The sequence below is a fragment of the Paenibacillus validus NBRC 15382 genome, assembly GCF_004000985.1.
In the GTDB taxonomy this organism is placed as follows: Bacteria; Bacillota; Bacilli; order Paenibacillales; family NBRC-103111; genus Paenibacillus_G; species Paenibacillus_G validus.
Genome location: NZ_BIMH01000021.1, coordinates 38232 through 63687, shown reverse-complemented (window position 1 = coordinate 63687; position 25456 = coordinate 38232). Strand labels below are relative to the sequence as shown.

The window sequence follows — 25456 nt, the reverse complement described above, 5'->3', positions numbered from 1 at the left end:
CTTTTCTTGGTGCTTCTCACAAACAGTTCACCGCCACGGGAAAAAGAAGATTACAATTGGTTTTTTTTCTGAACAATGTTCAGCACTTTCTTGGTTTCGTCTGTAGTCAAAAGAAGTCCTTCCCATCGTAATTCTACCATTCGAAAGATATCTTCTTCTTTGAGGGAGTGAATCGGGATGTGGTCGTTTACATTGTTATCCAACAATTGGGGGGGTCTACCAATCAAGTAATCTATTGTAACATTAAAAAAATCAGACAGTTTTGTCAAGGTATGAAAGTCCGGTTTTCTCCTGTTTTTCTCATAATGTGACAAGGCGGCGCGCGATATTCCGAGCAGATCGGCCAATTCTTCTTGCGTTAATCCTCGTTTGTCCCGTAATGCAGCAATTCTAGTGTAGTAAGACATCGTTTTATCACTCCTAAAAAAATGTAAATTTTGAAAATAACAATTGACTTGATACAAAATGTATTATAAATTAGAGTCATAAATGTTACAATACGTATCATGATTTTCAGAAATTAATTATTTCTGCGGTGATGTCTCTTTACCGTTATCAACAGAGGCACTCGGTCATGCTGTGGGTTAACCAAACCTTAGACGTACATCGTCAAGGGTGTGATGTGAGGGGAGGTTAGATGCCTCTGCATTTTAAATAAAAACATATGGAGTGGTCTCTTATGAGAAAAGTTCGAAAAGCAATTATACCAGCAGCAGGCTTAGGCACCCGTTTTTTGCCAGCAACGAAAGCTATGCCGAAAGAGATGCTCCCGATCGTTGATAAACCGACCATTCAATACATTGTGGAAGAAGCTATCCGATCCGGGATCGAGGACATTATTATCGTAACCGGTAGAAACAAAAAATCGATCGAGGATCATTTTGATAAAAGCATCGAGTTGGAAGTGTCGCTTGAGGAAAAGCGAAAAACAGAGCTTCTCCATATGGTTAAAGAAATTACAAATATGGTTGACATCCATTACGTTAGACAAAAAGAGGCTTTAGGTTTGGGACATGCGATTTGGAGTGCTAGAAAGTTTATTGGAAACGAGCCTTTTGCGGTATTGCTGGGAGATATGATTATTGAGCACAAAGTGCCGTGTTTAAAACAAATGCTTCAAGTTTTCGAGGAAACGGGTCATTCGGTCATTGCCGTAGAACCGATTGCTTGGACGGAAGTGCAAAATTACGGTATAATCGACGGCCAACGGGTCGGAGACCGGCTTCATTTGGTTAAGAATCTGGTCGAAAAACCGAAGCAAGACCCCCCATCCAATTTGGCAATCTCAGGCCGTTACATTTTAACCCCAGAGATTTTCCCCATTCTAGAACAAACTGCGCCGGGCGTCGGTGGAGAGATTCAGTTGACAGACGCATTGAACGTGCTTGCGAATCAGCAATTGATGCACAGCTACATATATGAAGGAACCATGTACGATGTCGGAAGTAAGCTTGGATTTTTGAAAGCAACGGTGGAGTACGCCCTGCAAAATAAGGAGCTTTCAGAAGAATTCAGTGCCTATTTGCAGGAAGTTGGTAGGTATATACGCTCTGGGAAAGTTGTCGTTTAATGGAGGACGCAGGAAATGGAGTCCGTTACGAGGCATAGAACGGTTGAGGAGCAGAGAGAAGTTGGTTCGGAATTTTATTTGAATTACGTAAAAGCTTCAACGGATCTTATAGGCAGTTTTGTTCTTATTCTCATTACGCTCCCTGTCATGTTTTTGGTAGCTGTCTTGATCAAGGTTGAGTCTGAGGGACCCATCGTGTTTCGACAATGGCGAATTGGTAAGAATGGAAAGCCGTTTGTCATTTATAAGTTTCGCTCCATGCTAGTCCACTCCCCGAAGGAAGGGAGATCTCCGGAAACCTGCACAGATCCCCGAGTTACAAAAGTGGGCCGATTTATACGTAAAACAAGTTTGGATGAATTGCCTCAATTATTCAACATCATTAAAGGTGACATGAGCTTCATCGGTCCGCGTCCCGAACAACAATCATTTGTAGAACGTTATTATCCCGATAAGCAGCATAGCCGTTTTTTGGTGAAGCCTGGTATTACGGGGCTTTGGCAAATTAGCCAAGATCGAAAAAAACCTATTTATGAAAATCTTCATCATGATTTGATTTATGTACGGAGTGTTTCCATCTGGTTAGATCTAAAGATTATAATCGGGACCCTTCGAGTGATGATTAAGAGCAACACTTATTAGAGATAGGAGAATTTTATATGAAAAAAATTGTCGTAACCGGAGCCGCTGGTTTTCTGGGATCCCATTTGACTCGTCAATTGCTTTCTCAGCAGCACCAAGTGTTTGGAATCGATTCGTTGTCTTCCGGATTGATCGCCAATCTGCAAGAAGAACTCAATCATCCTCGTTTCGAATTCCGTTCGCTCGACGTCTCCAAGCTGGGGGTTGACCATTTAGATCATTTTGGACACATTGACGAGATCTATCACTTGGCATCTCCGGCATCGCCCAAATTCTATCAAATGAATCCTTTCTCGACCATTGAAGCGAATACGCTGGGTACGCAAAATATGCTAGAGTTAGCTAAGGTTCACGGAGCTAAACTATTATATACGAGCACTAGCGAAGCATACGGTGATCCGGAAGTGCACCCACAAACAGAGCAATACAGAGGAAACGTAAATACCTGGGGTCCGCGAGCATGCTACGATGAAGCAAAACGTTTAGGGGAAGTTTATTGTTACGAATATTATACGAGATACGCTGTACAGGTAAAAGTGGCAAGAATTTTCAATACGTATTCGGCAGGTTTGCGCAATGACGATGGTCGGGTAATTTCAAACTTTGTCTCCCAGGCGATCCGAGGAGAAGACCTGACTGTTTATGGGGACGGAACACAAACACGTTCTTTTTGTTTTGTTGACGACAACATTCGAGGCTTGCAGAAGATGATGGAGTGCGATCAAGCTAATGGTGAAATCATTAATATTGGCAACCCAAAAGAATACACCATCATTGAGGTTGCCCAGATCGTAAAACGTCTAGCTAATTCTCCGAGCAATATTACGTTCCATCCGCTTCCAATAGATGATCCTAAGGTGCGCAGACCCAATATTGATAAAGCGAAAACAATTTTGGCTTGGGAACCGTTGGTCGAATTGGAGGAAGGGTTAATCAGGACAATCGAGATGTACAGAAACAAGTTAAAAGCCGAATTAAGTCAAAAAATCGTGTAATTGGAGGTAACTATGAAGGTAGTTTGCATCGGCGCTGGTTATGTAGGCAGTGTAACGGGAGCGGCGTTCGCCGCATTAGGACATCATACGACGGTTATCGACATTGATACAAATAAAGTGAATGCGATAAATGAAGGAACCAGTCCTATTTTTGAACCCGGTCTTGAGGCGTTGATTAGGAAGTTCAGCGGAAGAACGCTAGCGGCAACGAATCAATATGAGGTAGTGACGGATGCGGACGTCGTGTTTATTGGTGTAGGTACCCCTTCCAAGGAAGATGGAAGCGCCGATTTGAAATACATCGAATTGGCAGCGAGAAACATTGCGGAGCATTTAGATCGAAACCGGTATACCGTTATTGTCAATAAATCGACTGTTCCTGTTGGGACGGCTGAGCATGTAACTGCATTGATCTCACAATTTTCCAACTTAACAAATACCGAACATTTTTCTGTTATCAGCAATCCTGAGTTCCTTCGCGAAGGCTACGCAGTCGAGGATGTGTTTCTCCCGGATCGCATCGTAATCGGGACTATGGACAATCAAGCAAGAAGTGTGATGAAAGAACTTTATAGTCAACTGATGGATCTGCAAAAACCGATTGAAGTTCTGCAAGAAATTGGGCTTGCTGTTCAACCGAAGGATGAGCTGCCGGTTTATTTTGAAACAGATACAAGAAGTGCAGAAATGATTAAGTATGCATCCAATGCATTTTTAGCTGTTAAGATCAGCTATATCAATGAAGTCGCAAGATTATGTGAAGCTTTGCAGTCCAATGCGCTGGATGTCGCCAAAGGAATGGGACTGGATTCGAGGATTGGCAACAAGTTCTTGCAAGTGTCAAGTGGATGGAGCGGCAGTTGCTTCCCTAAGGATACTGCAGAGTTTTTGGCTGCCAGCCGTAAGCATGGACGTGAGCTTAATGTCGTTAAGGCTGCTGTCGAGTCGAATTTAGAAATGCATGCCTACATTGTCGAGAAAACGAAACGTAAACTAGGGACGTTATTCGGTAAACGGATCGGCTTTTTAGGGCTAACCTTTAAACCCAATACCGATGATACCCGTAATACTCAAGCATCTATAATCATACAAATGATGTTGGGGCAAGGGGCTAACATTCAAGTTCACGATCCCCAGGGAATGGAAATGTTCCGACACATTAACCCCAATCTCCCCATTGCATACTGCGATCAGGCAGAGCAGGTGGCGTTGAATGCGGACGCCGTTATTCTTCTCACGCATTGGGAGGAATACGTCCACTTAGATTGGAATGAAATGGGGAATATGATGAATTTCAAATATGTGCTTGATACGCGGAACTTCCTTTCTTCGCATTTTATTCGTGACAAAGGGTTTCATTATGAGGGATTAGGCGTCGGCATTGAGTATCGGGAATTACGAACATTGTCGAATGTCGTCTAATTAAGATTTATTACGGAGGTTTGAAATGGATTTCATACAGTATTTGCAAGTAATTCGCAAAAATTTATTATGGATACTCTCCTTTGTAATTATTGCGAGTGCTACCTCTGCGTGGGTAAGCTATAACCTGGTGCCCACTAAGTATGAGTCGTCGGTAAGAATTATCGTTAACAGCTCTGATAAACTCGATTTAGGAGCGGTAAACACCAATATTCTCCTGATCAATACATTCAAGGAACTCGTCAAATCACCTACCGTACTAAACAGAACGATTGCAGAGTATCCGGAATTGAATTTATCCATCGATCAACTTGAAAAAAGCCTTAAGGTTGTCTCCTCCAAGGACTCTCAGCTTCTTACGATCTCAGTGACGATGGAATCTTATGAATACGGTACGAAGGTAGTCAACGCGATCTCCAAAGTATTTCAAGAACAAGTCGCATCCATGATGCAAATTTACAACATTTTGGTTTTACCGGATGATGTATTGAACAGCCAAACTCCTAAAGTAGCCTCCAAACAAATCATAAATATTCTGTTGGCTTTCGTAGTTTCTCTGTTGATTTCTGTCGGTTTTGTTATCGGCAAAGAAACATTGGATCAAACCATTCGCAATACGTCGACACTGGACAACATACTGGGGGTGCCATCCTTAGGCACCATATCGAAAATTACGAAGAAAGAAACAAAAAAGCATGATATGAAGTCGGTAGATCGGAAAGTGGGGGACGCAACTTATGCCAAGCTCAGCTAACGCATCGTTGATTACATTAATTAATCCGAGCGCTCAAGCTTCTGAGGATTTTAAGTCGCTCCGAACCAAACTGAACTATTCATACAAATCGGAGAACATGAAAAGCTTTCTGATCACCTCCATCAAATCACAAGAAGGCAAATCCGTGTTGGCAGCCAATCTAGCCATATCTTATGCACAGGCTGGAAAACGGGTGTTGTTAATTGATGCTAATTTGCGGGCCCCGATGCTGCATAAATTTTTTCATATGGAAAACCATATGGGTCTTTCCGACCTATTATCCGGGAAGAAGCATCCAGGAAATGTGCCGATTACCACGTATGTAGAGGGATTAAGTCTGCTTCCGGCCGGTGCAGAGACAGGGCTTCATGCTACGGAACTGTTAGCTTCGAATTACTTAAAACTTGCTTTGGATCAGTTTTCGACGGAATACGATATGATTTTCGTCGATTCGTCGGCGGCCAATAAAACTGCGGATAGCTTCCTGTTGGCGGTTCATTGTGATGGAGTCGTGTTGGCTGTGAAAAAACGAACGGTGAAGCAAGAGGAAGTCGTAACATTTAAACAAAACTTAGATGCCATAAAAGGTAATTTAGTCGGTTTTGTCTTTATTGATTTCGAAAAATAAATTATAAAAGTACAAAGGAAGACTATGAAAACGGTATTAAGAACGTTCAATTTATTACAAACTCCGTTTATGTTGTGGCTGATGCTTATGGGCTCCATAGGTATCGGCCTCTTTTGTTCTATGGTGGATAATGTACTGGCTATCCAATTGACCTTTATCGTATTACTGATTTTTCCGGCCATTCTGCTTGCCGAGATGGATTCGAAGTGGCTGCTCCCTTACATTACATTCGTTTGGGCGGTAACGCCGGAGATCCGTAGAGTATTCGAGTGGTATCATGAAGAGTACCAATCCGTGTCATTGTTTAGCGTAGTTCCACTGCTGACGACGCTATTCGTCATCTTACCCTTACTAAGAATAAAATGGCGGTTCCCTCTTACAATAAGAAAACCATTATGTTGGTTTCTAGTCGCACTGGGTTACGGGCTTATTGTCGGTATCGCTAAAAACGGAACAGCGAGTTTGTTTGATTTTGCTAACTATTTAGTTCCATTTTTATTGCTTATTTATTGTATCGTTCGTTCATTTACACAAGCAGAGCGTAAATTATGGATTGTTTCTTTTGTAGGAATAGCCGTTTTAGTATCCATATATGGTGCCGTACAGTTCTTTTTTGCTCCTCCCTGGGACACATTCTGGATGAATGAAGTAGACATGTTTTCTAACGGACTGCCAGAGCCCTACCAAATTCGGGTGTTTTCTTCTTTAAATTCCCCAGGCCCGGCTGCCATGTTTATTTCAGCAGCATTAATTGCCATGTTAGTAGATAAGAAATGGAGAGGAGTCCTCGGTTGGAGCGGCGTGCTTATTGTCACTTTCGGTTTGATCACCACACTTGTCAGAGCAGCCTGGGTAACAATGCTTATTGGTATTGTCCTGTATTTCGCTCTTAGCAGTATTAAAAAGGGCATTCAAGGTATTTTGCTTATTATGGTAGTAGCAGGTTTGGGTATCATATCGCTGCCGGTCATTCCAGGTGGCGAGTATTTAATCGAACGGTTGGAGACGCTGAGTAACTTAGGGGACGATTATTCGTATAACGATCGTCTTCAATTTACTGCAAGTATGATTCCGGAATTGCTGGGAAATCCTTTCGGTTCAGGTCTGGGAAGTGTAGGAACAGGCACTAAACTTGAGAATGACGGTCAACTGGGACAGTACGGGAATTTTGATAACGGATTTTTTGCAATACTTTTAACCTTCGGTTTCTTTGGGGGAATTGCCATCTTGGGTGCACTGTACGGTTTTATGAAATATCTGGCTTCGACGATTACAAAACATTCTGATACAGATCGAACTTATATAAGATTGGCGCTGTGCGCAATGATTAGCGGTATTTGTTATTTGATGTTCGAGAACCGTTTTGCAGGTGTAGGTGGTTATATCATTTGGTTTTTTGTCGCCTTGGGCATGGAACCTAAAAACAGTATACGTGTTAAGTGAGGAGACAAAATGAATCCACTCATTTCCTTGTTACGTAGAGGCTTAGACTTTCAAAGTGCTCTTTCATTCCTAAAGGGCATTCTTACAAGGAGAGACAGTACGGCCAATTCAATACGGACTGTAACGGTCACGATGCTCATCTTTCTGCTTAACTTAATCACTGGGATAATAACAGCGAGATATCTAGGCCCTGAGGGGAAAGGCGAGTCGTCGGCCATGTTGCTGTGGCCTACTTTCTTTGCAAACTTATTGATGCTTGGTATGCCCTCCGCACTTCTATACAATCTGAAGAAGCATCCGCAAGAGACCGCTTCGTTTTACATAACGGCCAAACTGGTTTGTTTGGGAGTCGGCCTAGTCGGGGCGGGGACGGGCGCACTGCTCCTGCCAAGTATTCTGAACAGTTATTCAAGTGAAGTGGTGCTCGTTTCCCAATGGCTCATGCTGACGGTACCCGTGCTGTTGATTGAATATACGAATAATGCAACCTTACAAGCGCGTGAGGAATTCAAGCTTTTTAATAGTTTAAGATTACTGCCTCACTTAGGAACGTTGGTAGTGCTGATTTTGCTTTTGAATTTCCATAAATTAGACCCTTTTACAGGGGCTTTCGCCTATGCGCTGCCGACTGTTCCGATCACCATCCTTCTTACGTTGCGTATGGTTCGGTCCTATCTTCCGGAGATAAAGAAACTAACCTTTTCATTAAAGTCCATTTTGCACTACGGAATTCGCTCAGCAGGCGTTGACGTCATGGGCACGATGTATATTTACATGGATCAGGTGATTGTTATTTTGTTATTAAACCCAGCAAGTCTAGGCCTTTACTTGGTTGCTTTGAGTTTATCCAGGGTCGTTAATATCATACATGCTTCTCTTGTGATGGTACTTTTCCCAAAAGCATCGGAACTAGATACAGAACAGGCGATCATCCTAGTGAAGAAAGTGTTCCGGATTAGTTCATTTATTACATGCACGGTGGCCGTCGTTTTCATGTTCATCGGTCCATTTGTTCTAAGCTTACTGTACGGACATCAGTATCAGCCGGCAATCGCGGTTTTTCGTATTCTACTATTTGAAGTTGTAATCAGCGGGGGAACCTTGATTTTGTCGCAAGCGTTCATGTCCGTCGGAAAACCGGAAATTTCATCCATCCAACAAGTGATTGGTCTTTTCATTAGTGTCCTGCTTATGGTTCTTCTAGTCCCTAAATACGGTTTGTTGTTTACGGGAATTTCACTGTTAGCGGCAACTTGTGTCCGTTTCTTGTTTGTAATTAGCCAATATAAATGGGTGCTGAAGACGAATATCCCGAGTTTACTAATAACCAGAGACGATTTGAATTGGTTGTTTCGCCAAATTCGAATTAGAGAAGGAAATACGAAATAAGTGTCTTGATAGGATTGAGGAGTCAGGAGCAGGGAAAGGATGGAGTAAATCATGCTACGAGTTGCCTATTTAGATCATACCGCTAGATGGAGCGGGGGGGAGATTGCGTTATATAATTTGCTCACAAATCTGGACCAGGAAATTGAGCCGTTAGTCATCCTGGCGGAAGAAGGATTACTCGCGGACAAGTTGCTGGAAAAGGGAGTGGACGTACGAATCCATAAATTAAGAGAGAAGACTCGAAACCGTAATCGTAATAAAATTGATTTCCAAATGTTCTTTTCCATTTTTGAATTTTTTCAGTATGGGTTGAAGCTCGGGAAATTATTACGAAAAGAAAATGTCGCTTGTATACATACCAATTCATTAAAATCTGCAATATATGGAGCAATTGCCGCAAAAAGTGCCAATCTCCCTCTAGTTTGGCATATTCGTGATAATATCGCTGCGCCGTATTTGAGACCGACGATAGCCAAGTTTATCCGATTGATGGCTAGACTGCTTCCGAACGGAATCATTGCCAACTCGAATTCTACAATGGCCTCTTTACATCTTTCCAGCTACCGAGATATTCATACCTTGGTAGCTTATTCCTCGTATAACGGGCCCATCGCAAAAGGCACGGATGCGGAATGGAATAAAAAGCAGTTCATCGTTTTGTTAGTCGGCAGGCTTGACGAATGGAAAGGACAACACATTCTTCTGGAGGCGGCGGCACGATTCAAAAATAATTCAGAAATACAATTTTGGATAGCAGGTGACGCCATCTTTGGTAATGACGAATACAAGCTACGCTTGGATAAACAAATTAAAGATAACGATTTAACGAATGTTTCGATGCTGGGTCATGTGGACCATATTCCGGCTTTATTGCAGAAAGCGGATCTATTGGTTCACACGTCGATCATGCCGGAGCCTTTCGGCCAAGTGATTGTCGAAGGCATGGCGAGCGGCTTACCCGTCATTGCTTCCGACTTGGGAGGTCCGCGGGAGATCGTGCTGCGTGATGTGACCGGACTACTAATTCCCCCAGGCGATGCTGAAATTTTACGGGATGCCATACAATGGATGATTGACCATCCCGAGGAGAGGGCGCGTATGGGGGAAAAGGCGATTTCGCGGGTTCGTGAAAATTTCCTGATCGATTCGACGGTCAAACGCATTAGCGAATTTTATCCCAACGTTGTCAAACAGAAGGCACAATAATTCATACGTATTGTAGAAAGGAGGTTACCGAAGATATGTATCGAGTGGCTTATTTAGACCATACCGCCCGATGGAGCGGGGGAGAAGTGGCACTGTATAACTTGATAACAAATATGGATCAAACGGTTGAGCCTTTGGTCGTTTTGGCTGAGGAAGGTCCTTTGGCGGATCGTTTGCGCGAAAGGGGACATAAGGTCTGCATCTTGTATTTAGACGAGGCGGTGCGCAACCGCAATCGTAATAACCTGAGTCCTCAAGTCATAACGTCTGCCATCAAAATGTATAGATACGGTAAAGAAGTAGGACGCCTGTTGCGGGAAGAGAAAGTGGTTTGCGTTCATACGAATTCTTTGAAGTCGGCCATTTATGGAGCAGTCGCGGCAAAATGGGCGGGAATTCCACTCATTTGGCATATCCACGACATCATTGAAGCTCCTTACATACGTAAGATCGTCGCTTTTATTATGAGATTACTTGTGAAGCATTTGCCGGACGGAGTCATCGCGAATTCCAAAGCAACGATGGATACGTTGAATTTACAAGAATCTCGGAGGAAGATGAAGACGGTTGCCTACCCTTCGTACTTTGGAAAAATCGGCAGACAAAGCCAGAGAGCGATCAAGGACGAATATGATTTTACCGTATTGCTGGTAGGCCGGATTGCAGACTGGAAAGGACAGCATGTGCTGCTTGAGGCTGCGAGATCGTTCTCTGATCTAAACGTTCAATTTTGGATTGCTGGTGATGCATTGTTCAATGCGGATGAACAATATAAAAATGAGCTGCTGAACTACATAGAAAAGTATAAATTAACCAACGTCACAATGTTAGGTCATGTTAATAATATTACGGATTTGATGAGTCAGGCCGATCTTCTCGTTCATACGTCTATCGTTCCCGAGCCTTTCGGTCAGGTGATTGTGGAAGGGATGGCCGTCGGGCTTCCCGTCATCGCATCCGATGCAGGCGGTCCAAAGGAAATTGTTGTTCACGAGCAGACAGGGCTCCTTATTCCTCCGGGAGAATCAGTTCCGTTGGTTAAGGCTATTCAGTGGATGATAGACCACCCTGATGCGCGAAAAGAAATGGGAGAATTGGCCATGAAAAGGGTCCAAGAGCTATTCCTTATCGAGCAAACAGTGGAGACGATCACCTCTTTTTATCCCCAGGTGATAAGCGGAAGACTTAAAATTTAAGGAGGCTTTCAGTTTGAAAATCGCTCTGGTTCATGATTTATTAACGCAAATGGGAGGGGCGGAAAGAGTTCTTGCCGTTCTGCATCAAATGTACCCGGATGCTCCTATTTATACGCTGGCAAGTAACCCGGGCAAAATGATGGAGGAGTTGAAGGACGCGGACATTCGAACGACGTGGCTGCAGCGAATACCGGGGATCGAGACGAACTTTAAGAAGCTGCTTCCCTTATATCCCATCGCTTTACAGCAGCTTGAATTGAGCGAGTTCGACGTCGTTATTTCATCGAGCTTCGCTTTTGTAAAAGGAATCAAAGTTCCCCCTTCAACGTTTCATTTCTGCTATTGTCATACTCCAATGCGGTTTGCATGGGATTTTGAATCCTATATAGCAAGGGAAACTTATTCACCGCTTGTAAAGAAAACCTTAAGATCTTATGTTAAATATCTGAAAAATTGGGATATGAAAACGGCCGACCGGGTAGACGAATATGTGGCTAATTCGAATGTCGTGAGGCAGAGGATTAAGTCATGTTATGGCATTGATGCGCAGGTCATCTTTCCACCGGTGAATACGGAGCGCTTCTCCATTTCCAATCAAGTAGAAGACTATTACTTGGTTGTTTCACGCCTTGTTCCTTACAAAAGAATTGATCTGGTTGTGGAAGCCTTCAATCGAAACGGGCAGAAGCTTCTCATCGTCGGGGGCGGACCCGACTTAGGGCGTTTAAAGTCCATGGCCAACCCAAACATTCAATTTTTGGGGCGTTTGGAAGATAACGAAGTTTCCAGGTTGATGTCGAGATGCCGTGCATTTATTTTTCCCGGGGAAGAAGATTTCGGTATTACCCCGCTTGAAGTAAACGCTGCCGGTCGCCCCGTCATCGCTTATAAAGCAGGCGGAGCCCTGGATACGATATCTCATGGAACGAATGGGCTTTTTTTCGATCGGCAAACGCCTGATTCACTTATTCAGGCGGTTCGGGATAACGAGTCCAATGAATGGAATCCTGTCGCAATCAAGGAACACGCAGAGGCTTTTAATGAAGAACGCTTTAAGCATGAATTTCATAACCGAATGTTGCGAGCCAAAGAAAGATTTGACATTGGCTTGGTACGGAAATTAACAGTTTAATTCTAGCATCCTTCCGGTCAGGATGATGATGGGAGTCCGTATAAGTTGAAAAGATATACTCTATTCAGAGTCTACCATACAAGTGAAGTCAAAATTTTGCTTAGTTTACTTGTGTCATGGATTATCGCCGCATTTATCGGATACGTGGTCGGCAGCAGATTAGGGGGCACGATGTTCGAACTTTCCATCGTTGCGGTCATTGCGATTCCTTCTTTATTGTTGGCTTTGGTAGATTCTAAATGGCTGCTTCCTTACAACTTAGCCATATGGGTCTTTACCCCTGAAATACGTAGATTGTATGATTGGTCAACAAACGAGTATCATTCGATGTCCTTAATTAGCTTAACTCCGATTGTTGTAAGTATGTTTCTTGTTTACCCCTTGATGCAGCATTATAAGTCGCTCGATACATCAATTAAGAAGTTTTTAATTTTGTGGGGCTGTGCTCTAGGGTATGCTTTAGTTATAGGTTTATTTCGAAATGGCAGCTCAAGCCTATACGACCTGGCGAATATTGTAGGTCCTCTCCTTTGGCTAGCTTATATTTTTGCTAGAAAACCTACGGATGATTTGAAGCACTTTTGGATTCTACAATTTGTAAATTTGGCGCTTGTGGTTGCTTTGTATGGCATTATCCAGTACACCATATTACCACCTTGGGATGTGTTTTGGATGGATGGTGTAGACATGGCGTCCATCGGAAAATCGGAGCCCTTTGAGGTAAGAGTATTCTCAACTTTGAATTCCCCCGGTCCCGCCGGTGTTTTCTTATCGCTGGCGGCTGCGATTATGATCGTAGATGCCAGATGGAGGAAGCTTTGGGGGTGGATAGGTGTTCTGCTTGCAGTTATCGGCAGTATCATTACGCTGGTCAGGGCCGCTTGGATGTTTGGATTCGTTACGATTCTCATTTATATAATCATTTCAAATCATGAGAACAGATTCAAAAAGCTGTTCGTGCTTCTCTTGTTTTTCAGTCTTGTCTACTTCATATTATTGGTTTTACCACAGGGCCAAATCTTACTGCAGCGGTTTGAAACATTTGGTGAAATCCAAGGAGACGAATCCTTTAATTACCGATTAAGCCTGACTAAACAGTTACTCCCTATGCTTTTCAGTAATATAGAAGGCATGGGTTTAGGGAGCATAGGTATGGCTACAAAACTGCAAAACAGCGGGAATCTCAGTGCGGAGACGGGAATTTTCGATAGTGGAATCGGCACCATTATGCTGACATTCGGAGTGATCGGGACCCCTATTATTTTGTATGCTCTTTGTCACTTGGCGAAGACACTCTGGTTGGAGAAAGCACAGCAGAAGACGAATCTCGAATTCAACCGTTTATCGATTTCCGTTATGCTGGCCTCCATTGTAAATTTACTATTTGCAAATAGTTACACCTCGGCCTTCGGTGTCATGATCTGGTTTATCGTTGCTCTGGGTGTAGGCAATTATGGATATCGAGAACTGGATGTATCTAAAGGAGATTTAAGTTAATGTCTTTTCTAGCTACCGTGAGGACTCGATTTCAAGCGAAATCGAGTTTATCGAATACGATTCGTACAACGGCAATAAGCATGGTTATTGTACTCTTGAACCTTGGGACGGGGATCATTTGTGCTAGATATTTAGGGCCGGAAGGTAGAGGAGAACAATCTGCGATGATGCTGTGGCCATCGCTATTGGGCCAATTAGTTACGCTAGGGCTGCACAGCTCCGTCATCTATAACATGAAGAAATTCTCTTCTGAAAAGGGAGGTTTCTTCAACGCTGCTTGCTTGATGAATTTGTTGATCGGTCTGCTTGTTACAGGCGCAGGTATAGTGTTGATTCCTCTTTGGCTGCATGCCTATTCGGCGGAAACGATATTTATGGCGCAGTTGTTGATGTTTTTTGCGCCCAGTGTGCTGTACACCAACTTTTTAAACGCCGTTTTGCAGGGAGAGGAAGACTTTAAAGGACTTAACAGAAGAAGGTATTTGCCGGTTGCAGTAACATTGATCATGTTGGCAATACTCGCTGTTACCGGGTATTTAAATCCTTTTTACTCTGCACTTTGCTATTTCATTCCAAATGTTCCGATCGGGGTCTACACGGTTTATTTACTGTATAAAAGGTATAAACGATCGATAAACGGGTGGAGAAGCACGATGAAGAGGCTACTTACGTATGGACTTTCCTCCTACCTGATCGATGTTGTTGCCACTTTGACCTTGTTTATGGATCAGCTTGTTTTAATCCGCATCATGAAACCGGCCGAGTTAGGATTATATTTAGTGGCGTTAAGCTTAGCTAAAATGGCAGGTATTTTTCAGAGCTCCATTACCCTTGTGCTTCTACCAAAAGCGGCAGGTTTGGAGAAATCTGAAATTATTGGCTTGACGAAAAAAGTATTTCGCATTGCATTCAGCGGTACTCTGTTTATCGCTCTAATAATGATGGCTATAGCTCCAATGGCATTAATTTTTCTATACGGTTCCAAGTATGAACAATCTACAACCATACTGTGGATTCTCTTGCTGGAAACTGTCATGAGCGGTGCAGTCGCGGTTTTGGCACAAACTTTTATGGCTATAGGGAAACCCGGACGTGTGGCGGTTCTGCAGTGCATCGGATTATGCGTTAGTCTTCCGTTATTGGTTGTTTGGGTACCCAAGTTCGGCATTACAGGAGCAGCCTTCGCACTGTTTACGGCGACTATGACGCGCTTTCTTCTCATCATGATACAATTTCCACTAAGTTTAAAGGTAAGCATGCCGATGCTCTTTCCCGTTAAAGCGGATATCGTATGGTTTTGGGGGAAATTTACAAGAAGAAAAAATCTGGAGATGCCTCAGAAAGGGGTGTAACGATGGATCGTATAGAGTCAGACACAAAGAAAATATCAGTAACGATCATAGCTCAAAATGAACAAAGCAGAATTCGCAAAGCGATAGAGTCATGTAAAGGGTTTGCTGATGAAATCGTGGTGGTTGACGGCGGGAGTACAGACGCTACAAGAGAAATTGCTGAGAGCCTTGGTTGCAAAGTATACCTGAATCCATGGCCGGGCTATGCGGAGCAGCGAAATTTCGCCGCAACCCATGCAGAGCACGACTGGATATTCTTCATCGATACAGATGAATTCGTTGATAGTGAATTAAATGGTTCACTTCTGAATTGGAAAAAGGGTGCGGCTTCTGAGGCTGATGTGTATAACATGTATCGAATTGGAAATTTCATGGGGACTTGGTTGAGCCGCGGCGAATATTTAACGCGTCTGTACAACAAACGAAAGTCGAAGATTCGAGTGACTCCCGTTCATGAAGGTCCTGAAACGGAAGGATTGAAAGTAGGTAGCTTACCAGGGGTATTATGGCATGACGGATATCGAAGCATTGCTGATCACGTGAACCGTTTTAACCGCTATACAGAACTTGAGGCGGAAAAAGCAGTGTCATCGAATAAAAATTTCAGCCTATTACGTTTGCTAACCAGACCTATTCTTCGGTTCGGGCAAAAATATGTTCTTCAAGGATTGTTTCGAAAAGGGTTAGCCGGACTCACTATTGCCATGTTATGGGCGTATTATGAATACTTATGTCAAATTAAACTTTATGAATTGATTCGAGTCCAAAAGACAGGTCATGTTGAACAAAAGGCAGGTTGATACCGATGTCTAGAATGAATATACTCGCGACGGGTATGGGATGGCCTACTTATCAAGCGGGTGGATTAAACACTTATTTTCGGTCGATATGCAATAAACTCTCGGAGGTTCATGAGATCGACGCTTTAATTAGCAGTCCGGAGAAGCCTCAGAACCATAACAGGCTGCGCATTATTCAGGCTACAAGTCCTGATAAGGCCATGCTGCTAAGGCAGCGGGATTTTAAGAGAAAAGCTTCAGAAATAATGAAGGCTAAGCCCATTCATTTATTATATTCCCATTTTTCTCCCTATGCGCTAGGGCCCGCCCTAGAAGCGAAGCAACGCCGAATACCTATAGTCATCTCCTTTCACGGACCATGGGCTAACGAACGCAGTATAGAATCCCACAGTTCGGTTGCTCGACTCAAAGTAGCGATGGCCAGGAAAATTGAAGAGAGCGTATATCGGTTAGGTGATCGTTTCATCGTACTGAGCCAGTATTTCAAAGACATTCTGCATGAGGAATTTAATGTACCTAATGAGAAAATCAAAATTGTTCCGGGTGCGACCGACGTCATGAAGTATAAACCGGTTACTGATAACTTGATGAAAAACATGATCCGAGAACAACTGAACATCCCCCGTGACAGTGTGATCGTGTTAACCGTTAGAAGGCTAATGCGGCGCATGGGCCTTGTGCAATTGGTAGAAGCTTGGAAGGAAGTAATCCATACTGTTCCTAACGGAGTACTTCTCATTGGAGGCAGGGGACCTCTAGCCGAAGAATTATCACAAAAAATAATGGAATACGGATTGGAGAATCACGTTAGATTGCTGGGTTATGTTCCTGAAGATCAGATTACGCTCTATTACCAAAGTGCAGATCTGTTTGTTGTTCCTACTCAAGCCTTGGAGGGATTTGGTTTGATCACTATCGAATCGTTAGCCAGCGGCGTTCCTGTTGCTGCGACTCCAATTGGTGGAAATAAAGAGATATTAAGCGCCTTTGACAAACGTTTTTTGTTTGACGATATAAGCTCCGGGGCGATAGCCTCCGGTTTAATTCGATTGTTAAGGGAACGAAACGACTGGCCTTCAGCAGAAATATGCCGCGATCATGTGCTGGCGGGATACACATGGAACAAAGTCGCAGATCAAGTCGATTCGATCTTGAATGAAACAGTGAAATATAAAAAATTTGAGTTAGAGGGTGCTTTGTTATGAAGTTCATTCTGTTATCTGGCGGTTCAGGCAAACGTTTGTGGCCTCTTTCCAATGACATCAGATCGAAACAATTCTTGAAGGTATTACGCGACGATCAAGGCAATTTGGAATCGATGGTTGATCGGGTATGGCGACAAATGGGGAATTCCGGAATTACCAATTCCGCATACATTGCAACAGGACAATCGCAAAAGGAAATTATGCAAAGCCAAGTGGGAGAGCTAGTTCCATTAATTATCGAACCGGAGCGCCGCGATACATTTCCTGCTATCGCGCTTGCCGCGGTATATTTGTACTCCGTGGAAAGCATAGGATTGGATGAGACGGTTGTCATACTGCCTGTAGATCCTTATGTTGAAGATGCGTTCTTCGAAAAGATTAAAGATCTTGAAACGGTATTGGAACAATCCGGATCCGATCTTGCTTTAATGGGAGTTAAACCGACCTTCCCGTCGGAAAAGTACGGTTATATCGTACCGGATGTTTGCCGGACTGGGAATGAAGATGCTTTATACACCAAAGTAGGATCTTTTCATGAGAAGCCGAGTCAAGCTGCAGCAGCTGAATTGATCAAGAGATCTGCTCTTTGGAATTGTGGCATTTTTGCTTTCAAGCTTGATTTTATCATTAATTTATTAATTCAAAAGGGAGTTCCGCTACAATATGAAGAGTTAAAGAAACAATATGGTAAATTAGAAAAAATAAGTTTTGATTATGAAGTTGTTGAGAAAACGACGCATATTTCTATGATGCCTTATGATGGAGTTTGGAAAGACCTTGGAACTTGGAACACGTTAACGGAGGAAATGAGCACTTCCATTTTGGGTCAAGGCATCTTGACGGATGATTGCCAAGATACACATATTATTAATGAGCTTAACATTCCAGTAACGGTGTTGGATCTGTCGGATGTGATCGTTGCTGCTAGTCCGGACGGTATACTCGTTGCAAGTAAATCTTCAACACCGAAAATAAAAAACATTATTGAGTCCATTAATCAACCTCCTATGTACGAGGAAAAACTGTGGGGTAACTTTAAAGTACTGGACTACGCGACAGATGCAGATGGACAGAGGACATTGATTAGAAGAGTAAGCATTTCTGAAAACAGGTTTTTGAGTTATCAACTGCACCGCAATCATGATGAAGTGATGACGGTAATCTCCGGAACTGGGGAGATGATCATTGACGAGAAAATCATGAAGCTTCAACCGGGTGATACGATTCGGATTCCCCGCGGAACCAGGCACAGCGTTCATGCGATCACAAAAATTGAATATGTTGAAGTTCAGCAAGGAACAGACCTTGAGGATACTTTTGAATTAAGCAAAGATTGGCATGAAATAATAAAGCTATCTACACAATAATGCAATATAATAACAGGCTTCACACAGGGGTTTGGTAAAAATGGTTTGTGATTGCGGAGTGCCGTTAAAGGTAATCGTGAATTTTGTAGTCGATTCAAAGGACGTTGACGGATGTAATTATACGATTCACTTCTTGTGTGAGCAGTGTCAAGAAGTGGTTACGCATAATATCAACATTTACAAGTATCTTTCGAAATATTTGAACGTAGAATTTGAGATATTATGCGCGTGTATGAAGTTATCCAAGGATTCAACCATATATCTTGAAGTAGGTGCGCTATTCGAATATCTCAGGATTCCTTCAGATCAAGTCCGAAGTATTACGCACTCGTTTAACATCAGCATGTCGAGAGGTGCAGGGGGAGACTGAGTTGAAGCAGAGGCACAAAAAAACAGCCATTACTGTGGTGTTGCTTACGGTCATATTAACTTCTGTAGCAACGAATAATAAATATCTGGCAGAACCTCGCAACCGCAACCCAAATTCGTCACCGGAACAGAGTACTTTTACTGGATCTAAAGAAACGTATTTGGCCGAAAGTGAGCATATTTTCCTGGATTCATTCGAGACTGATTCCGGGAACTGGGTTTATTATGGAAAAGCAGGTCTAGAGGCAGGCAGTCTGATTCTTACTAAGAATGAAACTTTTGTATTCGGAGCTGTTAAATCGAAATTAAGTCTTGGAGAAAATTGGAGAGTGTCTTTTAGATATAAAATAGGAGGGGGGTCAGGAGGTGATGGAATCGCTTTCTTGTTTGGGGTACATAGCCTGGAGATTTTTCCATTAGGTGGCTATCTTGGTTTTGAGCCTAATGCCAGTGAATACGGTGTCGTTTTCGATTCTTTTTACAACCCGGAACTTCGCGATCCAGTTGAAAATTATATTGCCTTAGTAGAGAAAGGCATTGAACAAAAGCTAGCTATCTACGAGACGGTAAAAACAGAGGATAACTTGTGGCATCAAGTAACTATAACAACCGTTAAAGGAAATATTCAAATTGATTTAGATGGTAAAGACATAATTTCTAAAAAAATAAATTACGACTTCAAATATGATGGATTTGGCTTTAGTGCAAGCACTGGTAAGTACAGCAATATTCATATGATAGACGACTTTATATTTCTAAGAATGGACCCAAGGGATTAATGATTTATGGCAGAGGTGGGGATTCCCCTAAGTAAAGCATACTTGCATGAAGATAGGGGGAACTATGGAAATAGTTCCCCCCAACAAAAAATGTTATAACGACCGCTCTGCTCGAACAAAAGCGATAAACCGCTTCGCCTCCTCAGCCGTCAGCTGTTTCCCGTCTATCGTGAGCAAAAATTGCTGCATGATGCGTTCGTCGGAAAGTTCAAGGCTATCTACAAATTGCCGAACGTCAGCATCCAAAACCATTTCCGGATCTTGCGTGCGGCCGAGTAAATAATCGATGGATACTTTAAAGTAATTCGCTATTTTCACCAACGTATCATAGTCGGGTTCCCTGCGATTTTTCTCGTAGTGCGAAAGCGACGCGCGGGAAATGTCCAGCTTGATTGACAACTCTTCTTGAGTCAAGGCTTGCTTCTCCCTTAATGCGGCGATACGATTTCCAATTTGCCCCAATGGTGTTCACCCCGATCGGTATAAAGTTGTATCTTGTTAAGATAGAGGTTATAAGGTACGCAGCACCTACACGCAAGTCTTCCGAACCGCATGCCATGTTCCCGTTGCTTCTACCCGATGATGGTTCGAGCTGCCGTTAACCGTAGGGTTGAATTCATGGCTTTGAATGCGTTTCCCGATTAAACAAAATTACGGTTCGTAAGCTATATAGAACAGGGGGGGATCTGCGGACCTTCGTTACATTAACTAAATTATACATTACGTATCGAAGTTTGTGAAGAACGCAACCTTGATTTTTGCCCGCTTATTTTAAAAAACGTCAAAAATAAATCAAATTTTAATTAAATAGTTACGAAATGTATCCGATTTGTGATACAATAAGTATTGTAAATGGAGCTTAAACATCGAAGGTTGATCGCGATCGGGCAGCTAAGACGGAAGCCCCCGCGAAGCTGCAGTCCCATTGCTAAGCATTCCCATCCCATAGGGTTAATAAACGTTTCAAGAGCGTTAAGCAACATACCAGCTCAGGACGTGCGGGTGTTCGTTACTAAGAAGCCGCGGTAAGAGCCGTCATCTGGTTTCTCGCTCCGCTCTGACGAAGGCGATAAACCGGCGGGCCTCATCGGGCGTCAGTTTCTTCCCGTCTACCGTCAATTGAAAGCGTTCCAGGATTTGCTGGTCCGACAATTCCAGTTGATCGACGAACGAACGGATATCCGGGTCTAAAGTTCGTTGCGGGTCTTCCGTCCTCCCCGTCATATAGTCCAAAGAGACCTTGAACAGATCCGCCAATTTGACGATGGTATCGTAATCCGGCTCTCGTCGATTTTTCTCGTAATGTGACAGCGAAGCGCGGGAAATGTCGATCTTCTTGGATAGTTCTTCCTGTGTCAGCTTGAATTTTTCTCGAAGAAGAGCGATCCTATCCCCGATCTTAATCATGGTTATTTCCCTCCAAAATCCAACAATATGCCGCAGTGAATCGTTTGTCGAATCGTGTTGCTTAACGTACGACTAGATTATACATTATGTAGCAAGTTTTGTGAAGAACTAGAGGGAGAAAAGACCAGGGACTTTTGCCTCAAAATTTGTTAATTTCAACAAAATAGATACATAGTGTATCTGATTGTGATACAATCAGTATTGAAATAAGTCGAAGGAATCAATTGATCCCATATTATAGGAGGAATCCTCGAATGATCGGTGCACGTATTCAAAATCTTCGACATCAAAAACGCATGTCCTTAACAGAGCTTGCCGCCCGGGCGGGCGTAGCCAAATCGTACCTGAGCTCGATCGAGCGCGACCTGCAATCGAACCCTTCGATCCAGTTTCTTGGCAAGCTGGCTCCGGTACTGGGCGTCAACGTTCAAACCCTCATTCTTCACGACGAGTCCGATAAGCCGGAGCCGATCGATCAAGAATGGATTCAAATCATTCAAGAGCTGACTGATTTGGGCCTGGGCAAAGACTCGCTTCGCCGAATCGTTCATCAGCTGAAAAGCAGTCAAACCGCCGTATTCGAACAAGCGCAGTGACAATAGCTGACAAATCCCCCATTCCCGCTATATGTTGAATGTCTAAAAAAATCTTTATGTTGGAAAAAATAGACATTTAAGACTATCAAAAAAAATGCGATTTCCCGATAAAATGTGTAACAAGGATGAGGAGAAAATCTGACTTGGAAATCGATCTAAAAGAGAGGTAATTATGGAGAAGACCATATCGTTGGACATTAGGCACGCTCTGCGCCAACTGGGCATAAATCCGACTAAAGCCATGGAGATTTTGGACCTTTCCCCTGTAGATCAAGTTACCCAGATGGAAATCCGGAAAGAGCCGGCTCTTTCCGATGATCATACTTATTACACCCGTGACATAGAGAGCTGACGCATTCCAACCCCTCTATTCCTCCAAACGTGCAATCCTGCCGTAGGATTCGACCCGCAGGAGCAGGAGTCAGTCTAACGAATGCTTGCTTACCGGCTCATACATAGGCGTTTGGCCCAAATGGCTGCGGTACAAGACGACTTCGTCGCAACGCCAGGCGTTTGCTTCATCGGTTGGAGGGTGAAGCCGCATCAATTCGGGGCTCCAAACCCATGTTCCGTTGTATGTTCTGGCAAGCGTAAGGTGCGGTTTGTAGGCACGCTGTTCCGGCTCGATCCCGAGCAGATCCTGCATGGCCGTTTCGACACGGCGTTGTATCGCGCCCAGCGGCGCGAGTTCCCCTTGAATGTCCGCCCATAATACCGTAGGCGATTGCTTCTTGCCGAAAGTCCCGAGCTTACCCAACTGCAGGTTGAACGTTTTTCCGCTTGCCCCCGTACAAGCAGCATCAAGCGCCGCCCGGACTTCATGGAGACGCTCGGCATTGACGTTTCCTATAAAAAGAAGTGTGATGTGCAGGTCATCCGGATGCACCCATTTGGCAAAAGGGAGGTCGCGCTTCAATACGTTCTGCCAAGCGGATACGGCGAGACGGACCTGTTCAGGCAGCGGCACAGCCACAAATAATCGAAACTTCGGAATCATCGGAATCCATCCTCCTTCTCGTTCATGAAACTTACACTTGAATCGGCGCGCTAACCTTTGCTATCATAGCCATATCCTATGAAAAGTGAAGGTGTGAATCTCGTGACAAAGCGCGCTTACAATTTCAATGCAGGACCGGCTGCGCTGCCTTTGGAAGTACTAAGGCGGGCACAGGAAGAGTTTGTGGAATATCAAGGCATTGGCATGTCCATTATGGAAATTTCTCATCGAAGCGCTCAATACGAGAAATTGAACGAAGATACGCAATCCTTGTTGAAGGAGCTATTTTCGATTCCGGACGGTTACAAGACGTTATTCCTGCAGGGCGGAGCGAGCACCCAGTTCGCGATGATCCCGATGAACTTCCTGAAAGCGGGTCAAACCGCCTATTACGTCCATACGGGCGCTTGGGCCAGCAAAGCGATCAAGGAAGCGAAATTGATCGGCGAAACGGCGATTGCGGCCAGTTCCGAAGCGGACAATTTTACGCGTATTCCGGATCTAAGCGGGCTTCAGCTCGGCGATCATGCGGCTTATCTGCATATTACGTCGAATGAAACGATTGGGGGCGCCCAGTTCGTCCAATACCCGGATACCGGCAGCGTTCCGTTGATCGGCGATATGTCCAGCGACATTTTGTGCCGTCCGGTCGACGTTTCCAAGTTTGCGATGATATACGCCGGTGCTCAGAAAAACCTGGGGCCGTCCGGCGTAACCGTTGTTATTTTGCGCGAAGATTTACTTCAAGATACGCCTAAAGGTATTCCGACGATGCTTCGCTACGATACGCATACCAAGGGCAACTCCCTGTACAACACGCCTCCGGTTTATTCGGTGTACATGGTCAACCTGGTTCTTCAGTGGATCAAGGAGAACGGCGGAGTGGCTGCGATGGAGAAGCGCAACCGGGAGAAAACCAGCTTGATTTATCAAGCCATCGATCAAAGCGGCGGATTTTACCGCGGTGTCGTCCAACCGGAATATCGTTCCCTGATGAACATTACATTCCGCATGGAAAACGAAGAGCTTGAGAAGAAATTCGTGAAGGAATCCGAACAGCACGGCTTCGTCGGGCTGAAGGGCCACCGCGACGTCGGGGGACTGCGCGCCTCCACGTATAATGCCGTACCGTTCGAAGCTTGCGAGGCGCTCGCTTCGTTCATGGCCGATTTCCAGAAGCGTAACGGCTAACAGCCGGGACAAGCAGCTTCGTCAGGGCGCTTACGGGTCTTGCGGAGCTGCTTTTTCGCGTAAAAAAAGAGCGCCGCGCCGGATGCGTACGGTGCTCCTTTTGTCGATCAGGCCAAGGATTCTTTCGCGCTAGGTTCCATCAGTTTGTAACCGACGTTGCGAATCGTTACAATATATTCGGGAGTCCGCGCGTTCGTTTCGATCTTATCGCGCAGGTGGCTGATGTGAACGTCGACGATTCGCGTGTCGCCGAGGAAATGATAATCCCAGACGCCGTGCAGCAGCTGCTGGCGGCTGAGCACTTTGCCCCGGTGCTTGCATAAGAAGAGCAGCAGATCGAATTCCTTAGGCGTCAGCTCGATCGTTTCGCCCTTGACCTTCACTTCCCGCTGGTCTGGTCGAATGACGATAGGGCCAATTTGGACCGGCGTGTTCTCCATTGCGGAAGGTAAAATTTGAATACGCCGTATAATCGCCTGGATACGGGAAATAAGCTCCTGCGGACTGAATGGCTTCGTCATGTAGTCGTCAGCGCCGTTATCGAGCCCCGCAATTTTATCGGACAAGTCCTGCATGGCGGTCAGCATCACGATCGGCACCATGTTATTCTGGCTCCGCAGCTTGCGGCACACCTGGATGCCGTCCATCTTCGGAAGCATCAAGTCGAGCACAATCAAGTCCGGGCGAAATTGAGGAATGGCGCTGAATACCTCTTCGCCATCATATACGCAGTGGACTTCGAAACCGACCAGCTTCAGGTTGAATTCTATAAGCATCGAGATGGAAGGTTCGTCGTCAACGACAAGGATTTTCTTCTTCATCATTCGACATGTCTCCTTTAGCACATAGTAGCTTCATTATCGCAGCCGACCGTCATCTATGTATTAAAAAAAGGTAAAACGAGTGTTAAAATTGAGGTGAACTGAACAATGGCGTTTCATATCGTATTGGTCGAGCCTGAAATTCCGGCCAACACCGGCAACATCTCCAGAACGTGCGCCGCTACGGGAACATGGCTTCATTTGGTACGGCCGCTCGGCTTCGACACCGACGACCGGACCTTGAAGCGTGCGGGTCTCGATTACTGGCACGCGGTTAAGCTCGAATATCACGATTCGTTCGCAGAAGTGAAAGAGAAGTATAAAGACGCGCGGTTTTTCTTCGCTACGACGAAAGCGGACAAGCTGTACACGGACATTACGTTCCGCGACGGCGATTTTCTGGTATTCGGCAAAGAAACAAAGGGGCTGGCGCCGGAAATTTTGGCGGAGCATCCCGATGCGCTGATGCGCATGCCAATGACCGATGCGGTGCGCTCGCTGAATTTATCGAATTCCGCAGCGATTATTTTGTATGAAGGCTTAAGACAAATCGGATTCCCGGGATTATCGTGATCGGGAGCCGGATATAGGCTGATTCAGAAGGACAAGAAACGGGTAACGAACAGTGGAGGAAGCCGGTTGCGAGAAAGCCGGTGGCAGGAATTTATGCACTGGCGTCGAAACCATATAAGGGAAGT

The 25456-nt window shown here is 44.3% G+C and carries 25 protein-coding genes; 20 read left to right on the top strand and 5 right to left on the bottom strand.

The features are described 5' to 3' along the window. Window positions 1-50: 50 nt before the first annotated feature. Entirely contained in the window at window positions 51-407 is a 357-nt protein-coding gene (locus PVA01S_RS15215) for a helix-turn-helix domain-containing protein (RefSeq protein WP_127608317.1), read from the bottom strand. Window positions 408-679: 272 nt separating this feature from the next. Between PVA01S_RS15215 and galU the strand changes: the two genes are divergently transcribed. The 17 genes from galU (at window position 680) to PVA01S_RS15130 (ending at window position 19746) form a co-directional block, all read left to right on the top strand. Beyond that, a complete protein-coding gene (gene galU, locus PVA01S_RS15210; protein WP_127608316.1) occupies window positions 680-1570 on the top strand; it encodes a UTP--glucose-1-phosphate uridylyltransferase GalU in 891 nt (296 codons plus the stop codon). Window positions 1571-1585: 15 nt separating this feature from the next. Then, window positions 1586-2212 (top strand): sugar transferase, encoded by a 627-nt coding sequence (locus PVA01S_RS15205; RefSeq protein WP_127608315.1) that lies wholly within the window; start codon window positions 1586-1588, stop codon window positions 2210-2212. A gap of 17 nt (window positions 2213-2229) precedes the next feature. Then, the gene (locus tag PVA01S_RS15200) at window positions 2230-3207 is read left to right on the top strand and encodes a UDP-glucuronic acid decarboxylase family protein (protein WP_127608314.1); all 978 of its coding nucleotides are present in this window, start codon (window positions 2230-2232) and stop codon (window positions 3205-3207) included. A 12-nt stretch (window positions 3208-3219) separates the two neighbouring features. Beyond that, entirely contained in the window at window positions 3220-4629 is a 1410-nt protein-coding gene (locus PVA01S_RS15195) for a UDP-glucose dehydrogenase family protein (RefSeq protein WP_127608313.1), read from the top strand. 25 nt (window positions 4630-4654) lie between these two features. Further along, window positions 4655-5383: a YveK family protein gene (locus tag PVA01S_RS15190; protein WP_127608312.1), complete on the top strand. Its 729-nt coding sequence runs from the start codon at window positions 4655-4657 to the stop codon at window positions 5381-5383. Beyond that, complete coding sequence (locus PVA01S_RS15185) at window positions 5367-6011, top strand: CpsD/CapB family tyrosine-protein kinase (RefSeq protein ID WP_127608311.1); 645 nt, start codon at window positions 5367-5369, stop codon at window positions 6009-6011. The genes PVA01S_RS15190 and PVA01S_RS15185 overlap by 17 nt, the downstream gene beginning before the upstream one ends. Window positions 6012-6035: 24 nt before the next feature. Next, window positions 6036-7454, top strand: a complete 1419-nt coding sequence (locus PVA01S_RS15180; protein WP_127608310.1) for an O-antigen ligase family protein — start codon at window positions 6036-6038, stop codon at window positions 7452-7454. 9 nt (window positions 7455-7463) lie between these two features. Next, window positions 7464-8843: an oligosaccharide flippase family protein gene (locus PVA01S_RS15175; RefSeq protein ID WP_127608309.1), complete on the top strand. Its 1380-nt coding sequence runs from the start codon at window positions 7464-7466 to the stop codon at window positions 8841-8843. 51 nt (window positions 8844-8894) lie between these two features. Beyond that, window positions 8895-10049, top strand: coding sequence for a glycosyltransferase family 4 protein (locus tag PVA01S_RS15170; RefSeq protein ID WP_127608308.1), 1155 nt, complete (start codon window positions 8895-8897; stop codon window positions 10047-10049). Between the two features lie 35 nt (window positions 10050-10084). Then, the gene (locus PVA01S_RS15165) at window positions 10085-11245 is read left to right on the top strand and encodes a glycosyltransferase family 4 protein (protein WP_127608307.1); all 1161 of its coding nucleotides are present in this window, start codon (window positions 10085-10087) and stop codon (window positions 11243-11245) included. A gap of 49 nt (window positions 11246-11294) precedes the next feature. After that, window positions 11295-12377: a glycosyltransferase gene (locus tag PVA01S_RS15160; protein WP_244932967.1), complete on the top strand. Its 1083-nt coding sequence runs from the start codon at window positions 11295-11297 to the stop codon at window positions 12375-12377. 45 nt (window positions 12378-12422) lie between these two features. Further along, window positions 12423-13874, top strand: a complete 1452-nt coding sequence (locus PVA01S_RS15155; protein ID WP_127608305.1) for an O-antigen ligase family protein — start codon at window positions 12423-12425, stop codon at window positions 13872-13874. Then, a complete protein-coding gene (locus PVA01S_RS15150) occupies window positions 13874-15226 on the top strand; it encodes an oligosaccharide flippase family protein (RefSeq protein WP_127608304.1) in 1353 nt (450 codons plus the stop codon). Before PVA01S_RS15155 ends, PVA01S_RS15150 begins: the two co-directional genes overlap by 1 nt. Window positions 15227-15228: 2 nt before the next feature. Beyond that, complete coding sequence (locus PVA01S_RS15145; RefSeq protein WP_127608303.1) at window positions 15229-16026, top strand: glycosyltransferase family 2 protein; 798 nt, start codon at window positions 15229-15231, stop codon at window positions 16024-16026. A gap of 5 nt (window positions 16027-16031) precedes the next feature. Further along, window positions 16032-17231: a glycosyltransferase family 4 protein gene (locus PVA01S_RS15140; RefSeq protein WP_127608302.1), complete on the top strand. Its 1200-nt coding sequence runs from the start codon at window positions 16032-16034 to the stop codon at window positions 17229-17231. Continuing rightward, complete coding sequence (locus tag PVA01S_RS15135) at window positions 17228-18598, top strand: sugar phosphate nucleotidyltransferase (RefSeq protein ID WP_127608301.1); 1371 nt, start codon at window positions 17228-17230, stop codon at window positions 18596-18598. Before PVA01S_RS15140 ends, PVA01S_RS15135 begins: the two co-directional genes overlap by 4 nt. A gap of 371 nt (window positions 18599-18969) precedes the next feature. Next, window positions 18970-19746 carry an L-type lectin family protein gene (locus PVA01S_RS15130; protein WP_164751846.1) on the top strand — a complete coding sequence of 259 codons (777 nt, stop codon included), beginning with the start codon at window positions 18970-18972 and terminating at the stop codon, window positions 19744-19746. A gap of 93 nt (window positions 19747-19839) precedes the next feature. Here PVA01S_RS15130 and PVA01S_RS15125 read toward each other — a convergent pair whose 3' ends face one another. Beyond that, entirely contained in the window at window positions 19840-20208 is a 369-nt protein-coding gene (locus PVA01S_RS15125; RefSeq protein WP_127608299.1) for a helix-turn-helix domain-containing protein, read from the bottom strand. 573 nt (window positions 20209-20781) lie between these two features. Continuing rightward, window positions 20782-21153: a helix-turn-helix domain-containing protein gene (locus tag PVA01S_RS15120; RefSeq protein WP_054796061.1), complete on the bottom strand. Its 372-nt coding sequence runs from the start codon at window positions 21151-21153 to the stop codon at window positions 20782-20784. A gap of 254 nt (window positions 21154-21407) precedes the next feature. Here PVA01S_RS15120 and PVA01S_RS15115 point away from each other — a divergent pair, with 254 nt between their 5' ends. Further along, on the top strand, window positions 21408-21749 hold the full coding sequence (locus tag PVA01S_RS15115) for a helix-turn-helix domain-containing protein (RefSeq protein WP_054796062.1): 342 nt from the start codon (window positions 21408-21410) through the stop codon (window positions 21747-21749). Between the two features lie 421 nt (window positions 21750-22170). Here PVA01S_RS15115 and thpR read toward each other — a convergent pair whose 3' ends face one another. After that, window positions 22171-22746, bottom strand: coding sequence for an RNA 2',3'-cyclic phosphodiesterase (gene thpR / locus PVA01S_RS15110; RefSeq protein WP_127608298.1), 576 nt, complete (start codon window positions 22744-22746; stop codon window positions 22171-22173). 102 nt (window positions 22747-22848) lie between these two features. Between thpR and serC the strand changes: the two genes are divergently transcribed. Then, window positions 22849-23937 (top strand): 3-phosphoserine/phosphohydroxythreonine transaminase, encoded by a 1089-nt coding sequence (gene serC, locus PVA01S_RS15105; protein WP_127608297.1) that lies wholly within the window; start codon window positions 22849-22851, stop codon window positions 23935-23937. Window positions 23938-24044: 107 nt separating this feature from the next. On the opposite strand, the gene PVA01S_RS15100 is transcribed toward serC, so the two are convergent. Further along, entirely contained in the window at window positions 24045-24761 is a 717-nt protein-coding gene (locus PVA01S_RS15100) for a response regulator transcription factor (RefSeq protein WP_054796065.1), read from the bottom strand. Between the two features lie 105 nt (window positions 24762-24866). Here PVA01S_RS15100 and PVA01S_RS15095 point away from each other — a divergent pair, with 105 nt between their 5' ends. After that, window positions 24867-25331: a tRNA (cytidine(34)-2'-O)-methyltransferase gene (locus PVA01S_RS15095; protein ID WP_127608296.1), complete on the top strand. Its 465-nt coding sequence runs from the start codon at window positions 24867-24869 to the stop codon at window positions 25329-25331. Window positions 25332-25456: the final 125 nt, after the last annotated feature.

Excerpts from the sequence above, each read along its gene's own strand:
- galU (WP_127608316.1), top strand. The coding sequence starts at position 680 with ATGAGAAAAGTTCGAAAAGCAATTATACCAGCAGCAGGCTTAGGCACC.
- PVA01S_RS15160 (WP_244932967.1), top strand. The coding sequence starts at position 11,295 with ATGGGAGGGGCGGAAAGAGTTCTTGCCGTTCTGCATCAAATGTACCCG.
- PVA01S_RS15200 (WP_127608314.1), top strand. The coding sequence starts at position 2,230 with ATGAAAAAAATTGTCGTAACCGGAGCCGCTGGTTTTCTGGGATCCCAT.
- PVA01S_RS15190 (WP_127608312.1), top strand. The coding sequence starts at position 4,655 with ATGGATTTCATACAGTATTTGCAAGTAATTCGCAAAAATTTATTATGG.
- thpR (WP_127608298.1), bottom strand. The coding sequence starts at position 22,746 with ATGATTCCGAAGTTTCGATTATTTGTGGCTGTGCCGCTGCCTGAACAG.
- PVA01S_RS15145 (WP_127608303.1), top strand. The coding sequence starts at position 15,229 with ATGGATCGTATAGAGTCAGACACAAAGAAAATATCAGTAACGATCATA.
- PVA01S_RS15180 (WP_127608310.1), top strand. The coding sequence starts at position 6,036 with ATGAAAACGGTATTAAGAACGTTCAATTTATTACAAACTCCGTTTATG.
- PVA01S_RS15170 (WP_127608308.1), top strand. The coding sequence starts at position 8,895 with ATGCTACGAGTTGCCTATTTAGATCATACCGCTAGATGGAGCGGGGGG.
- PVA01S_RS15115 (WP_054796062.1), top strand. The coding sequence starts at position 21,408 with ATGATCGGTGCACGTATTCAAAATCTTCGACATCAAAAACGCATGTCC.
- PVA01S_RS15165 (WP_127608307.1), top strand. The coding sequence starts at position 10,085 with ATGTATCGAGTGGCTTATTTAGACCATACCGCCCGATGGAGCGGGGGA.
- PVA01S_RS15135 (WP_127608301.1), top strand. The coding sequence starts at position 17,228 with ATGAAGTTCATTCTGTTATCTGGCGGTTCAGGCAAACGTTTGTGGCCT.
- PVA01S_RS15140 (WP_127608302.1), top strand. The coding sequence starts at position 16,032 with ATGTCTAGAATGAATATACTCGCGACGGGTATGGGATGGCCTACTTAT.
- PVA01S_RS15100 (WP_054796065.1), bottom strand. The coding sequence starts at position 24,761 with ATGATGAAGAAGAAAATCCTTGTCGTTGACGACGAACCTTCCATCTCG.
- PVA01S_RS15185 (WP_127608311.1), top strand. The coding sequence starts at position 5,367 with ATGCCAAGCTCAGCTAACGCATCGTTGATTACATTAATTAATCCGAGC.
- PVA01S_RS15175 (WP_127608309.1), top strand. The coding sequence starts at position 7,464 with ATGAATCCACTCATTTCCTTGTTACGTAGAGGCTTAGACTTTCAAAGT.
- PVA01S_RS15120 (WP_054796061.1), bottom strand. The coding sequence starts at position 21,153 with ATGATTAAGATCGGGGATAGGATCGCTCTTCTTCGAGAAAAATTCAAG.
- PVA01S_RS15205 (WP_127608315.1), top strand. The coding sequence starts at position 1,586 with ATGGAGTCCGTTACGAGGCATAGAACGGTTGAGGAGCAGAGAGAAGTT.
- PVA01S_RS15195 (WP_127608313.1), top strand. The coding sequence starts at position 3,220 with ATGAAGGTAGTTTGCATCGGCGCTGGTTATGTAGGCAGTGTAACGGGA.
- PVA01S_RS15150 (WP_127608304.1), top strand. The coding sequence starts at position 13,874 with ATGTCTTTTCTAGCTACCGTGAGGACTCGATTTCAAGCGAAATCGAGT.
- PVA01S_RS15095 (WP_127608296.1), top strand. The coding sequence starts at position 24,867 with ATGGCGTTTCATATCGTATTGGTCGAGCCTGAAATTCCGGCCAACACC.
- PVA01S_RS15215 (WP_127608317.1), bottom strand. The coding sequence starts at position 407 with ATGTCTTACTACACTAGAATTGCTGCATTACGGGACAAACGAGGATTA.